Below are 12,406 nucleotides of genomic sequence, written 5' to 3'. Positions count from 1 at the left end.
TTTAAAATTTTTCACTACAAACGCTTCCGGAGACAATTAAACCAGATGGCAATAGCGTGTTTTCCTGAACGAATGCACTATATGCTTAAATTGACGACAAAGCTAGCAAAAGTTGACACAAGTTAGGTATTATAGATTTTTTGACAAATAAGAACAATCGAACGGCAAATGTTCCCTGCTCTTAGTCAGCATGTTCCAAAAGTCTGGAATCGATCATGTAAGCGGTCAGTTTGGAAGCGAAGTTTTGGGCTCCCCTTTCGCTGACGTGGCACACATCGCAGAAAAAACTGCCATCCTTTGGCATGTTCGCTTCCATATCATAAAAGTGTGTCTGATTCCTTTTTGCCAGATCCGTCAAAATCTGATTATGGACCTGAATGCCTTTCTTTACATTGTCCGCCTGGCCCCATATTGTCACCGGCGAGGCATAGTGGCAACCTGCAAAATGATCCATATCCTTTTGTTCGCCCGTCAGCTTCACCCCCTCCGGAAAGTAAGAGGCGTAATTCATTAACAGCAACTGATCTCTACGCTGTTTTGAAATGCTGATCATGTCCGTAAGGTTTTTTCGGTATGGCAAGGCGGTTTTAATGTTGCTGCCAAATTTCGCATACTCCGGGGCAACCATATCCTGACTTGCATATACTTTATGCGTGACCCTGTCCCGCACGGCCCTGATTACCAGCGCACATATATAAGGAATAACCGTAAAGTTGATTTCGGAGTGAGCTTGCAACAGATAAATGTCGCTATACCATTTAATGTGTGCGTAATCCGCACGAAAATCTTTTTCGGGGATACAGTTTGCGCGGTTTTCGTTGATTGCTTCATAGTAAACAACCAGGTCGAAATGCTTGTCTTTCAGTAATTTATATTTAATCAGATTATCCAGGGAAGTGTGGCCGGCGGCGGCGGTGTTGTAGAAGGCAAACTTTTTTGTTTTGCCATATTTCTTTTGAAGGATCGTGTCAAGCCGGACTTCCATATTGGACCAGGGCGTGCTGATCACCGAACCGCCCAGGATAAGAATGTCCTGGACATCGTCATCACTCCTGATATCCTTTCCGATCACCTCTTTGAGTGTCGGATAAAAGCCTGTGTATAAATAATCGCCTGGTTTTAGCAGCGGGTAACCATAGCATAGCAACGCTATTCTGAGGATTATTTCAGTAACAACGAACAGGATTAAGAAAAATATTAACGAAAAAAGGAACGAACGCCAAGTCATCCGGATAGTATGACGGCACAAAACTTTTAGTCAAAAAGGAAAAATCTCCGTTCAACCGTACCGACTTTGGCATATACGCACAGAACTTAATTTTGGATTTTTACACGATAATTTTTGTCGGTTTGTGCTGTTCGTCGAGCGCTACAAAAGTAAATATGCCGGTCACGGCCTTTTCCCTGCCCTCCTCATACATTTTCTCCACAAAAATATCCACACGCACCTTCATACTCGTATTACCAACCGTTTCCACGCGCCCGATGAGTTCAATAATGGTCCCCGCAGGAATGGCGTGCGTGAAATCAATGCGATCGGTGGAGACTGTAACACAGCGCAATCTGGAAAAACGTGTGGCTGCAATGAATGCCACTTCGTCCATCATAGACAATGCGGTCCCTCCGAAAAGGGTGTCGTAATGATTGGTATTATTGGGAAACACCGTTTTAAAAACGCGTGCTTCGGAGGCAATGATCTTTTCTTCTAATGTCAAAACAGTGATATATTATTTTGGGCAAAGGTAAAAAAGAGTCGGCCTAACATGGCCTAATCTTCGATTAGTTTTGCCGCTTCCGTATCCAGCAAAAACTCAGCATTCATATGGTTTTGTAAAACAGTCGCAGGAAATGCTGTTGTGACGGGAAATGCCATTGCACGCTGCACCACAGGCGCTTTTGCGCTTCCTGCCGCTATCAGAATCGCTGTTTTCGCTTCCATAATGTGGCGGATCCCTACGGTGATCCCTTTGGTAATGGTCGTTGGTTTCTGAAAATATTTTTGACCAACTTCTTTGGTTACATTTTCCAATTCCGACACATGCGCATAGCTGTCCCAGGGCGTTCCAGGCTCATTTAAGGCCAGATGTCCGTTCATTCCTACACCTAAAATGATCATATCCAGACCGCCGAGCGTTTCCAGGACCTTGTTAACCCGCCTGCATTCTTCTTCCGGATCAATGGCTTTTCCATCAAAAAACACGATCTGATCGGCACGCAGGCCAATGGGTTTTAAAAAATCCTTATTAAGTAAATTTCTGCAACCGCCATCGTCTTCCGGCCCGAAACCGATCCACTCATCGAGACCGATAAAAATACATTGCGAAAAATCTGTCATGCCCTTTTGGTTAGCGGACACCAGGATTTCGAACATCCCCAGCGGCGTGCTGCCGGAGGGCAAACAAATCACTGCATTAGGTTTTTTAGCCAGTAAACCCATCACACGCTCCGCTGCGGCAAGGCTCATTGCTTTATAATCCGGGTAAATGTTCAGTTTTGGTTTCATTGTTTAAATAAAAAGCGGTTGAAAAATGGTCCTGCACAGAATCTTTTCGCCTAAGAAACATTTATCCTTGAAAAACACCAAAAACTGAAAGTCCAATCCTAACTTTACCGCATATTCGCGATTGTTCATTCTCACTAATTAAAAAATGGAATACCGTATAGAAAAAGATACCATGGGCGAAGTGCAGGTGCCGGCCCATGTATATTGGGGCGCACAAACCCAACGCTCGATCCAGAATTTTCCTATTGCCCAGGATATCAATAAAATGCCGAAGGAAATCATCAAGGCATTTGCATATTTAAAGAAGGCCGCGGCCATTACAAATTACGAGGCTGGCATTCTTCCAAAAGAAAAAAGCGACCTGATCGGACAGGTTTGTGATGAAATTTTAACTGAAAAACTGGATGACCAGTTTCCGCTTGTCGTGTGGCAAACCGGCTCCGGAACACAGTCTAATATGAATTGCAACGAAGTGATCGCTTACAGAGGCCATGTGTTGCAGGGCGGCGAACTGGCGGACAAAACGAAATTCCTTCATCCCAATGATGACGTGAACAAGTCGCAGTCTTCCAATGACACATATCCCACAGCGATGCACATTGCTGCTTACAAAATCCTGATCGACGTTACGATTCCAGGCATTGTTAAGCTTAGGGATACATTGAAAGCTAAATCCGAAGCTTTCAGAAGTGTCGTAAAAATCGGCCGTACGCATTTCATGGATGCGACTCCGCTTACATTGGGACAGGAATTTTCCGGCTACGCTTCACAATTAGACCACGGCCTGCGTGCGATTTACAACACATTGGCGCATCTTTCAGAGCTGGCATTAGGTGGAACGGCCGTTGGAACAGGCATTAACACACCCGAAGGTTACTCCGAAAACGTGGCGCGTCACATTGCCACATTAACAGGCCTGCCATTCAAAACCGCTGAGAACAAGTTCGAAGCATTGGCAGCACACGACGCGATCGTAGAAGCGCATGGCGCGTTGAAAACGGTTGCGGTAAGTTTGATGAAAATCGGCAATGATATCCGTATGTTGTCATCCGGCCCGCGTTCCGGGATTGGCGAGATCCATATTCCTGATAATGAGCCAGGAAGCTCTATTATGCCAGGTAAGGTGAACCCTACGCAATGTGAAGCTATGACAATGGTGGCAGCGCAGGTGATGGGTAACGACGTTGCGATCAGCATCGGCGGTTCCAATGGTCATTTTGAGCTGAATGTTTTCAAACCTCTAATGGCTTATAACTTCCTGCATTCAGCACGTCTGATCGGGGATGTTTGTGTGTCCTTTAATGATAATTGCGCAGTGGGCATCGAACCTTTGCACGAGAACATTAAGAAGCACGTGAACAATTCATTAATGCTGGTAACCGCTCTCAATACAAAAATCGGTTATTACAAAGCTGCCGAAATCGCACAAACGGCGCATAAAAACGGCACAACGCTGAAAGAAACGGCTGTGGGGCTTGGTTACCTGACGCCGGAAGAGTTCGACGCCTGGGTGAAACCGGAAGAAATGGTGGGGGACAACAAATAGTTTCAGATAAACATTTAAGCAAATGCTCTGCCGGACCGGTGGAGCATTTGTTTTGATAACTGCTAGGCTATGAACATCCGGAGCACATTATTGGCAGACCCTATCCAATCCAAACGGCGCGCAACGGAAGTGGCAGCCTACGCCTGTCTGGACAGCGCGCATTTTCAGGAAATCATGGACTGCTTTCTTGCCGACGATTACAGGCTGACACAAAGGGCCGCGCACAGCGTAAGCATTGCAGCAAGCGAACGCCCCGATCTGATCGCGCCGCACATGGGTTCACTTGTAGACCAGCTTTCGAGACCGGACGTTCATGACGCGGTGATCCGGAATAGTCTGCGCATTTTGCAGGAGACAGAAATCCCTGCCGAGCTGCATGGAAAGGTGATGGACGCATGTTTTCATTTTGTACAAAACAGGCAGATAGCGATTGCTATCAGGGCTTTTTCACTTACGGTGCTTTACAATTTTTCAAAAATTTATCCTGAGATTAAAAATGAACTGGGCATAATTATTGAGGAAGCGATGGAATTCGAAACACCCGCATTCAGGTCAAGAGGCAAGAAAATTCTGGCTAACATTAAAAAGCAAAAGCATCCTTAACACAGGTAAAAGTCTTTACTTTACTTCTTTAAAATAAAAAAGCAAATGATCATATACTGCTATTCCATGCTGGATGAGTCACTGAGAAGCAAGCTTAGTGAAGCACTGCAACAACACCATACCGTTCATTTCAGGACTGAAACGTCTAGTGAGGAAGAAAGCCAGGCAGCATTTCGTACAGCAGATTATGTTCTGGGCAATCCGCCTGTCGCCTGGTTTTCCGAACCTAAGGATAAGCTGCAATTCTGGCAACTGGATTCGGCGGGATTTGACCAGTATGCTTCTGTAAACATTAATGAAGGCGTAAAAACGGCCAATATGGGCGACTGGTTTGCCCGTCCCTGCGCAGAATCCATCGTGGGCGGCGTTCTGGCCTTATACCGCGGCATTGACACATTGACTTTGCTTAAACAAAAATCGGAATGGATCGGCTCGAAGCTGAGAGGTGAATTAAAGATCCTTTACAAGCAGAATGTCATCATTCTGGGCGCGGGCACCATTGGATTGTCGGTCAATACGATACTCAAAGGCTTTGGCTGCAACACACATTTAATGGCCAGGACCTCGCAGGAGGCCGATCTGCATTCACCGGAAGAATTATTTGTAGAGCTTCCATTTGCGGATCTCGTCATCAACACGCTTCCCGGAACTGCGCAGCATTTTGTAGACCAAACATTCTTTTCCAAAATGAAAGAACGCAGCGTGTACGCCAGCGTCGGAAGAGGCAGCACCACAGACGAAGATGCGCTGATTGATGTATTGCAGTCGGGTTATCTGGACGGAGCAGTTTTGGATGTGACGGAGGTTGAGCCATTGCCCGAAGACAGCCCATTATGGAAGATGGAGAATGTAATCCTCACGCAGCACACCGGCGGCGGGCATAGCAACGAGCATATCGGCAAGGTTGATCTGTTCCTCAACAACATCTTCGCAATCGAAAATGGTGGAAATATCGTCAATGAAGTGAACTTGCGCAGGGGTTATTAACCAATATCAGATTAGTATTTTAAATGCAAGAATCAGAAATAGTAAATAAAATAAAGGAAAAGTATTTCCAAAAATTCGGACAATCGGCTAAGCCGAACAATGTGCGGGTTTTTCGTTCACCGGGAAGGATCAACCTCATCGGTGAGCATACAGACTATAACAATGGTTTTGTGCTGCCGGCCAGCGTGGATAAGGCCGTCTATTTCGTCATTGAACCGAGGGAAGATGACCAGGTGATCCTGCACGCGGCAGATCTGGACGAAACTTATTCCTTTTCAGTTGAGGATCTTTCAAAACCTGCACAATCCTGGGCACATTATCAGCTGGGCATTATTGAGCAGATCTATAAAAAAGGGCTAAAAATTGGCGGTTTCCAAACCACTTTCGGCGGGGACGTTCCGGTTGGGGCGGGTTTATCTTCTTCTGCTGCATTGGAATGCTGCCTGCTTTTCGCTCTGAATGAATTATACGACCTGGATCTGGACCGGTTCAGCATTGTAAAAATGTCGCAAAAGGCCGAAAACGAATATGTGGGGGTGCAATGCGGCATTATGGACCAGTTTGCGTCTGCATTCGGTAAGGAAGAATCCGTGATCCGGCTCGATTGCCGGTCATTGGAATACGAATATTTCCCTTTCCCCATGCAGGATTATCTTCTTGTGCTATGCGACACGAGCGTGAAACATTCATTGGCAAGCTCTGAATACAACACACGCCGCCTGGAATGTGAAAAAGGAACTGCTATACTGCAACAATATCATCCCGAAGTTCATAGCCTGAGAGATGCGACGCCTGAGATGGTCGAAACGCATAAGGAAGAGCTGGGTGACGTGGTTTACCGCCGCTGCAAGTTCATAACCGAAGAAATCCAGCGCGTTCAGGATGCGTGTGATTTGCTTGTGGAAGGAAATTTGGTTGATTTTGGTAAAAAAATGTACGCTACACATCAGGGGTTGCAGCACGAATATGAAGTAAGCTGCCCGGAACTTGACTTTTTGGTAGACCAGACATTGGACGATCCTTCCGTACTAGGGGCCAGAATGATGGGCGGAGGTTTTGGCGGCTGCACGATTAATGTTGTAAAAAAAGAGGTAGTTGATGCTTTTGAACAAAAAATGAGAGCAGCTTATCAGGAAAAATATCAGATTGACCTGCCTTGCTATAAAGTAAAAATTACTGCCGGAACGGGAGAAATCATTTGAAATAATTGCTCAATATCCAGACAACCTTTAACCATTCATATGAAAAAAATATTCGTTTTACTCACTGCGCTAACGGGTTTTTATCTGTTTAGCTGCTCTAAATCAAACAAAGAAGAAATGATCAGTACGATTTCGAAAGAGTCATTTGGCAAACTCCCCGACGGCCAGGAAGCAGATTTGTATACGCTCACCAACGCCAAAGGCATGACGGTGAACATTACCAATTACGGCGGCATTATCACGAAACTTACCGCTCCTGATAAAAAAGGTGAATTTGCGGATGTTGTGCTTGGTTTCGATTCTCTGGCTCCTTACCTCTCCGGACATCCGTTTTTTGGCGCATTGGTAGGACGTTACGGGAACCGGATTGCAAAAGGGAAGTTCAAATTGAATGATCAGGAATACAAGCTGGCCATTAATAACGGACCCAATTCGCTGCACGGCGGAACAAAAGGCTTCGACAAAGTGCTTTGGAAAGCGACGGAGATCAATAAGGATTCTATTGTTGGCCTTGAACTGGAATATGTGAGCAAGGATATGGAAGAAGGTTATCCTGGAAATCTGACTGTTAAGGTGGTGTACACATTGGATAATGACAATGCATTGACGATCAATTATACTGCTACAACTGATAAAGCAACAGTCGTAAATCTTACAAACCACTCCTACTTCAACCTGACAGGCTTGAAAAGGGACATTCTGGATCATGAGATCATGATCGAATCGGATAGCATTGTGCCGGTTGACACCACATTAATCCCGACAGGAAAGCTTCGCGCTGTGGAAGCAACGCCGTTTGATTTCAGAAAGCCAACGAAAATTTCTGCTGGAATCAACAAAGTTGAAGACGAGCAGATTAAAAACGGCGGCGGTTATGACCATTGCTGGGTGCTGAAACGCAAAGAATCAGGTCTTGTTCTATTTGCAACAGCAAAAGACCCTGAAAGCGGACGTAAATTGGAAGCATACACAACCGAACCTGCTGTCCAGTTCTACTCAGGCAACTTCCTGGACGGAACATTAAAAGGCAAGAACGCAACTTACGTCAAAAGATTCGGCTTCTGCCTCGAAACAGAACATTACCCTGACTCCCCAAACCAACCCCAATTCCCATCCACCGAGCTAAAACCAGGCGAAACATATCAGACAACAACGAAATATCGTTTTTCGGCTGAGTAACAGAAATAAATAGAAAAAGCGAATCACCTGAGGATGTTTGAATCCAAAAGTGATTCGCTTTTTCATAAGTTGTTATTTTAGTATTTTTGCCCAGGCCAACCCGATTATACATCCATGGGTTTCGTTTCTTAGTGGAACTTCATCAATTAAATTACCCCAATGCTTACCAGAACAGTAAAAATCAGCAATGTTACTAACTTGTCCGATGCGCGTTATTGTGCGGGGATGGGCGTGGAAATGCTTGGTTTTTCGATTGATGAGGATTCTCCTAATTATATTTCTCCCAAAAAATTTGAGGATATCTGCTCCTGGCTGGCTGGCGTGACCCTGATTGCCGAAACCGCTCAAACCGATCCTGCGGCGATCATTCAGACATTAGCAAATTATCCGGTTCATTCCGTTCAAGTGGAAGCACCAGGGCTTTTGAATTATTTGAAAAGTGAATTAAATCTCCCGCTGGTCCTCAGAATCAGCGTCGACCTTTACGAAGCCGACGAAATCAACTCCATACTGAGCCGTTACGAAGGCGAGGCTTCGCATTTTTTGCTGGAAAGTGACAACGACGCCCAACTTACAGACAACTGGATGCAAGTGCTGGGAAACCTGGCAGGTGAATACCCTATCCTGATAGGCTTCGGCCTGGACAACGAATACACAGTTAGTGCTTTAACAGAACTTTTCCCAAACATTGGCATCGCATTGCGCGGAAGTGAAGAAATCCGACCCGGCTATAAAGACTTCGGCAGCATGATGGACATTCTTGAAGCATTAGAGGAACAATAAGCCTCTAAAAAGCCCGCTTATAAGTCAATTAATAAAAGCTTTCCTTAAAAAAATCCGCTCAACACGCCCCTCCGCCGATAATAATTTTCCGATTTGCAGTATCTTGCATTACCTACTACCTTTGATTACAAATAAACGCTACTAATCATGGAAAAGAAATTGCATCGCATACCTGACCAGGCAGTTTTAGGAGGAGTCGCATCCGGAATTGCTCAATATTTTAACATTGATGTTGTAATAGTCCGAGTTGTGCTCGTTGTAATGCTGCTGCTCCCTATTCCACCCACATTCGGAATGACCGCATTTATATACATCATTCTATGGGCAGTGTTGCCGACAGGACCGGCCGGGACAGTTTATACTACGAACACTTCATTTGATCCAACGCCTAACACTCCTTCCGACCCTGTTTGGGACAAGAAAAAGTCGGATCAGACGGTCATGGTACTGGGTGGCGTGCTGATCTTTTTCGGCGCTCTAATGCTGGTCGACGATTTTCCGCTTTGGTATCAGTTTAAACAATATTTCTGGCCCATCGTCCTGATCGCAATTGGTGCATTTTTGATCCTTCGTCAACGCGATAAGGAGCATCACGGCAATACAACTGTATATCCCACAACGCCTCCGCCGCCTGTTGATCCTATTGCGCCGGAGCCTGAACCACAGCCTTATACACCATTTACCCCGTCTTCCGCAACAACCACGACGCCCACACATTTCCCTGAAGATCCTGAGACCAGGAAACCGGATGATGAGGATGATCAGGTGATTAAAGTGAATTAGTACATTGAATTTTAAAATTCTTCGGTTTAATACATTAACCAAACATAGCCATGAACTTTCGAAACATTTTTTGGGGTGTTATCCTCATCATTGCCGGATCTCTTTTCTTGATTGAAGAACTGACTGCATTTGATTTTGGCCGCTTTTTCTGGCCTATCATCCTGATCACTACCGGCGCGCTTTTGCTTTTACGCAATTATTTGAATTCTGATATTTCCAACCGTTCAAACATTTAAAACGATGAAAAACTCACGCGGTATAGTTTGGGGTGGATTGCTGATCATATTTGGAATGCTCTGGCTGCTTCGGAATATGAATCTTGTGAACATCAATTGGGACGAGATTCTGCCTTACTGGCCTGTTTTACTGATCATTGCGGGAGCATTACTGATTGCCAAAGGCAATGAAAACCGAGGATTAGGAGGATTAATCGGCCTATTGATCACGCTTGCAGTGTTCGGGGGCATTGTTAACAAAACCGACAAAGCCTTTGACCGGCACGCCGACAATTGGAACTGGAACTGGGACGACGATGAAGATGACCGGAATTTTGGTTACAACGACGACAACCACGATGATGAAGATAATGATAATGACGGCAACCAAGATGAAGACTACGAAAATGACCGTAACAACCGGGATGGAAAAAGACCGATAAATGGCAATTACAAGTATGAAATGGAGGATTTTATTCAAAAAGCCAATTTTCATCTTGAAGGCGGTGCCGGTTCTTTCACATTGAACGGAAACACGCAGAAACTTTTTGAAGCCAATACGAAGAGCACAATTGTTGGTTTTTTATCGAACACTTCTATTAACAAGCTCGATAATTCAGCAACTGTTAATCTTAAAATGGAAGAAGGCAATGTAAAGATCAAGAAAGGTGAAATTTCAAATCAGGCAAACATTCACCTGAACGAGCGACCAGTATGGAACATTGACCTGGGCATTGGCGCCGGAAAAGGCGACTTTGATTTCAGCAATTATAAAGTTGAAAAACTGAAAGTGAGCACAGGCGTTGCCGATATGGACATCAAAATGGGCGACAAAATGACCACTTCCAACATTGAGATCGAAGCGGGTGTTGCCTCTATTACATTGGAATTACCTCGCTCTGTGGGTTGTGAAATGCATATGGACGGCGCGCTGAATGCCAAAAATATGGATGACCTGGATAAAATCAGCACGGGGCTTTACCGCTCGCCGGATTTTGAAAGCGCTTCCAAAAAGATCATTATTCACTTCGAAGGCGGCCTCACCAGCGTGAACATCAAGCGCTATTGATTCACCCCGAAAATAGAAATGAATATCTTTGCAGCTTATCGCAACGATATTCATTTTTTTATGCTCCAAAAAATCACCTGTCTAAGTCTTTTCCTGCTTTCTGTTTCACTAATAAGCTTTGCCCAAAAGTCGGGAAAAGAATCAGGCAAGAAGGCCGGAATTCCTGCTATTGAACAAAAAATGATCGAGCAGGGATTGGTTGACATTCAAAAGCTGGACCCTAACATTAAGGTTGAACTCAAATATTCCACAACGGATAATTTCGTCGGTAAAGACGTTTACGGAGATTTGAACCGCGCCTATCTGCAACCCGAAATGGCCAAGCGGCTTGTGAAAGCAAATGCTCTTCTAAGAAAAAAACACCCGGATTATACATTACTGGTCTACGACGCTGCTCGTCCGAATTCGGTGCAATATGCGCTTTGGGATGCATTGGACAACTTAAAAATTCCTGCGAATAATAAGAAACTGTACGTGGCGGATCCGAAGATCGGCTCCAACCATAACTTCGGCTGCGCGGTGGATCTGACGGTGGTTGATGAAAAAGGGAAACCATTGGATATGGGGACCAAGTATGACTTCTTCGGCCCCCTGGCCTATCCCCGCTCAGAACAGGAAATGTTAAAGAAAGGTAAGCTTACAATCCAGCAAGTTACCAACCGCCAGATATTACGAAAAGTGATGAATCAGGCTGGTTTTGCCACCAACACAACCGAATGGTGGCACTTTGACGGCATGTCCAAGGCCCAGGCGCGTGCGACTTATGGCATGATCAAGTAACTTGAAACCAAAAAAAAATAATTTGCCATAGGGGGTAACGAGGGTCTAGTTGTCTTATTCAAAAAGCGACTTAAACTTGATAGCGACCGCTCTTCTTTATCGGGAACCATTAATCGAGGGAGATTATTTATTTTTGGCCCAAAATCAAAAATATAACTCGGTGTACTCTTCCGATCCAGATATTGTCAATGCCATAAGGCGCGGCGACGAACTAGCCTTTGAGCAGACTTTCCGACATTACTACCAGCGACTTTGCAATTATGCCTGCACTTTACTCAAAGATGAGGAAGAGTCGGAAGAGGTTGTACAAACCGTTTTTTTGACCATTTGGGAGAAAAGAGAAGATCTTGAAATAACATTATCATTAAAATCCTACCTCTATCGTGCTGTTCACAACCATTGCCTCAACCGCTTCAAACATGCGTCGGTAAGGCAGGTGCATAAGGAACACACACTGAATTTCGCCGCGCAATCTTACGAATCGGTAACAGAAGTGATCCATGCAAATGAACTGGAAGAACGAATAGAAAAAGCAGTGAGCACATTACCCGAACAATGTCAGAAAGCCTTCAGGCTCAGTCGATTTGAAGAACTAAAATACCACGAAATTGCAGAACAACTAGGCATATCCATTAAAACGGTTGAAAACCAGATTGGTAAGGCGCTGAAAATATTGCGCATTGAGCTTGCAGATTATCTGCCCGGAATGCTTTGGCCGGTTTATCTTATTGTTGAACAGCTAACCAGATCGTAACC

At 44.8% G+C, this 12,406-nt stretch carries 14 protein-coding genes; 11 read left to right on the top strand and 3 right to left on the bottom strand.

Annotated features, from left to right (window positions below; translation table 11 throughout):
- Nucleotides 1-181: 181 nt before the first annotated feature.
- From L0659_RS02150 to L0659_RS02140, 3 genes are all read right to left on the bottom strand, one after another.
- Complete coding sequence (locus L0659_RS02150) at nt 182-1,228, bottom strand: hypothetical protein (protein WP_235123932.1); 1,047 nt, start codon at nt 1,226-1,228, stop codon at nt 182-184.
- 100 nt (nt 1,229-1,328) lie between these two features.
- On the bottom strand, nt 1,329-1,715 hold the full coding sequence (locus tag L0659_RS02145; RefSeq protein WP_235123931.1) for an acyl-CoA thioesterase: 387 nt from the start codon (nt 1,713-1,715) through the stop codon (nt 1,329-1,331).
- Between the two features lie 53 nt (nt 1,716-1,768).
- Nucleotides 1,769-2,503: a 6-phosphogluconolactonase gene (locus L0659_RS02140; RefSeq protein WP_235123929.1), complete on the bottom strand. Its 735-nt coding sequence runs from the start codon at nt 2,501-2,503 to the stop codon at nt 1,769-1,771.
- 145 nt (nt 2,504-2,648) lie between these two features.
- On the opposite strand from L0659_RS02140, the gene fumC reads away from it, so the two are divergent.
- The 11 genes from fumC (at nt 2,649) to L0659_RS02085 (ending at nt 12,404) form a co-directional block, all read left to right on the top strand.
- Complete coding sequence (fumC, locus tag L0659_RS02135; protein WP_235123927.1) at nt 2,649-4,049, top strand: class II fumarate hydratase; 1,401 nt, start codon at nt 2,649-2,651, stop codon at nt 4,047-4,049.
- A 69-nt stretch (nt 4,050-4,118) separates the two neighbouring features.
- A complete protein-coding gene (locus L0659_RS02130) occupies nt 4,119-4,652 on the top strand; it encodes a hypothetical protein (protein WP_235123925.1) in 534 nt (177 codons plus the stop codon).
- Between the two features lie 45 nt (nt 4,653-4,697).
- Complete coding sequence (locus L0659_RS02125; protein ID WP_235123923.1) at nt 4,698-5,639, top strand: D-2-hydroxyacid dehydrogenase; 942 nt, start codon at nt 4,698-4,700, stop codon at nt 5,637-5,639.
- A 23-nt stretch (nt 5,640-5,662) separates the two neighbouring features.
- A complete protein-coding gene (locus L0659_RS02120; protein WP_235123921.1) occupies nt 5,663-6,841 on the top strand; it encodes a galactokinase in 1,179 nt (392 codons plus the stop codon).
- Between the two features lie 39 nt (nt 6,842-6,880).
- Nucleotides 6,881-8,020: an aldose epimerase family protein gene (locus tag L0659_RS02115; protein ID WP_235123919.1), complete on the top strand. Its 1,140-nt coding sequence runs from the start codon at nt 6,881-6,883 to the stop codon at nt 8,018-8,020.
- A gap of 159 nt (nt 8,021-8,179) precedes the next feature.
- Nucleotides 8,180-8,803 carry a hypothetical protein gene (locus L0659_RS02110; RefSeq protein WP_235123917.1) on the top strand — a complete coding sequence of 208 codons (624 nt, stop codon included), beginning with the start codon at nt 8,180-8,182 and terminating at the stop codon, nt 8,801-8,803.
- Nucleotides 8,804-8,950: 147 nt separating this feature from the next.
- Nucleotides 8,951-9,586 carry a PspC domain-containing protein gene (locus L0659_RS02105; protein WP_235123914.1) on the top strand — a complete coding sequence of 212 codons (636 nt, stop codon included), beginning with the start codon at nt 8,951-8,953 and terminating at the stop codon, nt 9,584-9,586.
- A 50-nt stretch (nt 9,587-9,636) separates the two neighbouring features.
- A complete protein-coding gene (locus L0659_RS02100) occupies nt 9,637-9,822 on the top strand; it encodes a LiaI-LiaF-like domain-containing protein (protein ID WP_234603889.1) in 186 nt (61 codons plus the stop codon).
- A 4-nt stretch (nt 9,823-9,826) separates the two neighbouring features.
- Nucleotides 9,827-10,870 carry a LiaF transmembrane domain-containing protein gene (locus L0659_RS02095; protein ID WP_235123913.1) on the top strand — a complete coding sequence of 348 codons (1,044 nt, stop codon included), beginning with the start codon at nt 9,827-9,829 and terminating at the stop codon, nt 10,868-10,870.
- Nucleotides 10,871-10,930: 60 nt separating this feature from the next.
- Nucleotides 10,931-11,650, top strand: a complete 720-nt coding sequence (locus L0659_RS02090) for a M15 family metallopeptidase (protein WP_235123911.1) — start codon at nt 10,931-10,933, stop codon at nt 11,648-11,650.
- A gap of 160 nt (nt 11,651-11,810) precedes the next feature.
- Complete coding sequence (locus L0659_RS02085; protein ID WP_235123909.1) at nt 11,811-12,404, top strand: RNA polymerase sigma-70 factor; 594 nt, start codon at nt 11,811-11,813, stop codon at nt 12,402-12,404.
- Nucleotides 12,405-12,406: the final 2 nt, after the last annotated feature.

The organism is Dyadobacter sp. CY347 (assembly GCF_021502655.1).
Lineage (GTDB): Bacteria > Bacteroidota > Bacteroidia > Cytophagales > Spirosomataceae > Dyadobacter.
Note: the sequence above shows the minus strand (reverse complement) of the source record. Positions and strands in the feature narration are given on the sequence as shown.

Coding starts and splice junctions, on each gene's coding strand:
- L0659_RS02150 (WP_235123932.1), bottom strand. CDS start 1,228: ATGACTTGGCGTTCGTTCCTTTTTTCGTTAATATTTTTCTTAATCCTG.
- L0659_RS02140 (WP_235123929.1), bottom strand. CDS start 2,503: ATGAAACCAAAACTGAACATTTACCCGGATTATAAAGCAATGAGCCTT.
- fumC (WP_235123927.1), top strand. CDS start 2,649: ATGGAATACCGTATAGAAAAAGATACCATGGGCGAAGTGCAGGTGCCG.
- L0659_RS02130 (WP_235123925.1), top strand. CDS start 4,119: ATGAACATCCGGAGCACATTATTGGCAGACCCTATCCAATCCAAACGG.
- L0659_RS02125 (WP_235123923.1), top strand. CDS start 4,698: ATGATCATATACTGCTATTCCATGCTGGATGAGTCACTGAGAAGCAAG.
- L0659_RS02120 (WP_235123921.1), top strand. CDS start 5,663: ATGCAAGAATCAGAAATAGTAAATAAAATAAAGGAAAAGTATTTCCAA.
- L0659_RS02115 (WP_235123919.1), top strand. CDS start 6,881: ATGAAAAAAATATTCGTTTTACTCACTGCGCTAACGGGTTTTTATCTG.
- L0659_RS02110 (WP_235123917.1), top strand. CDS start 8,180: ATGCTTACCAGAACAGTAAAAATCAGCAATGTTACTAACTTGTCCGAT.
- L0659_RS02105 (WP_235123914.1), top strand. CDS start 8,951: ATGGAAAAGAAATTGCATCGCATACCTGACCAGGCAGTTTTAGGAGGA.
- L0659_RS02100 (WP_234603889.1), top strand. CDS start 9,637: ATGAACTTTCGAAACATTTTTTGGGGTGTTATCCTCATCATTGCCGGA.
- L0659_RS02095 (WP_235123913.1), top strand. CDS start 9,827: ATGAAAAACTCACGCGGTATAGTTTGGGGTGGATTGCTGATCATATTT.
- L0659_RS02090 (WP_235123911.1), top strand. CDS start 10,931: ATGCTCCAAAAAATCACCTGTCTAAGTCTTTTCCTGCTTTCTGTTTCA.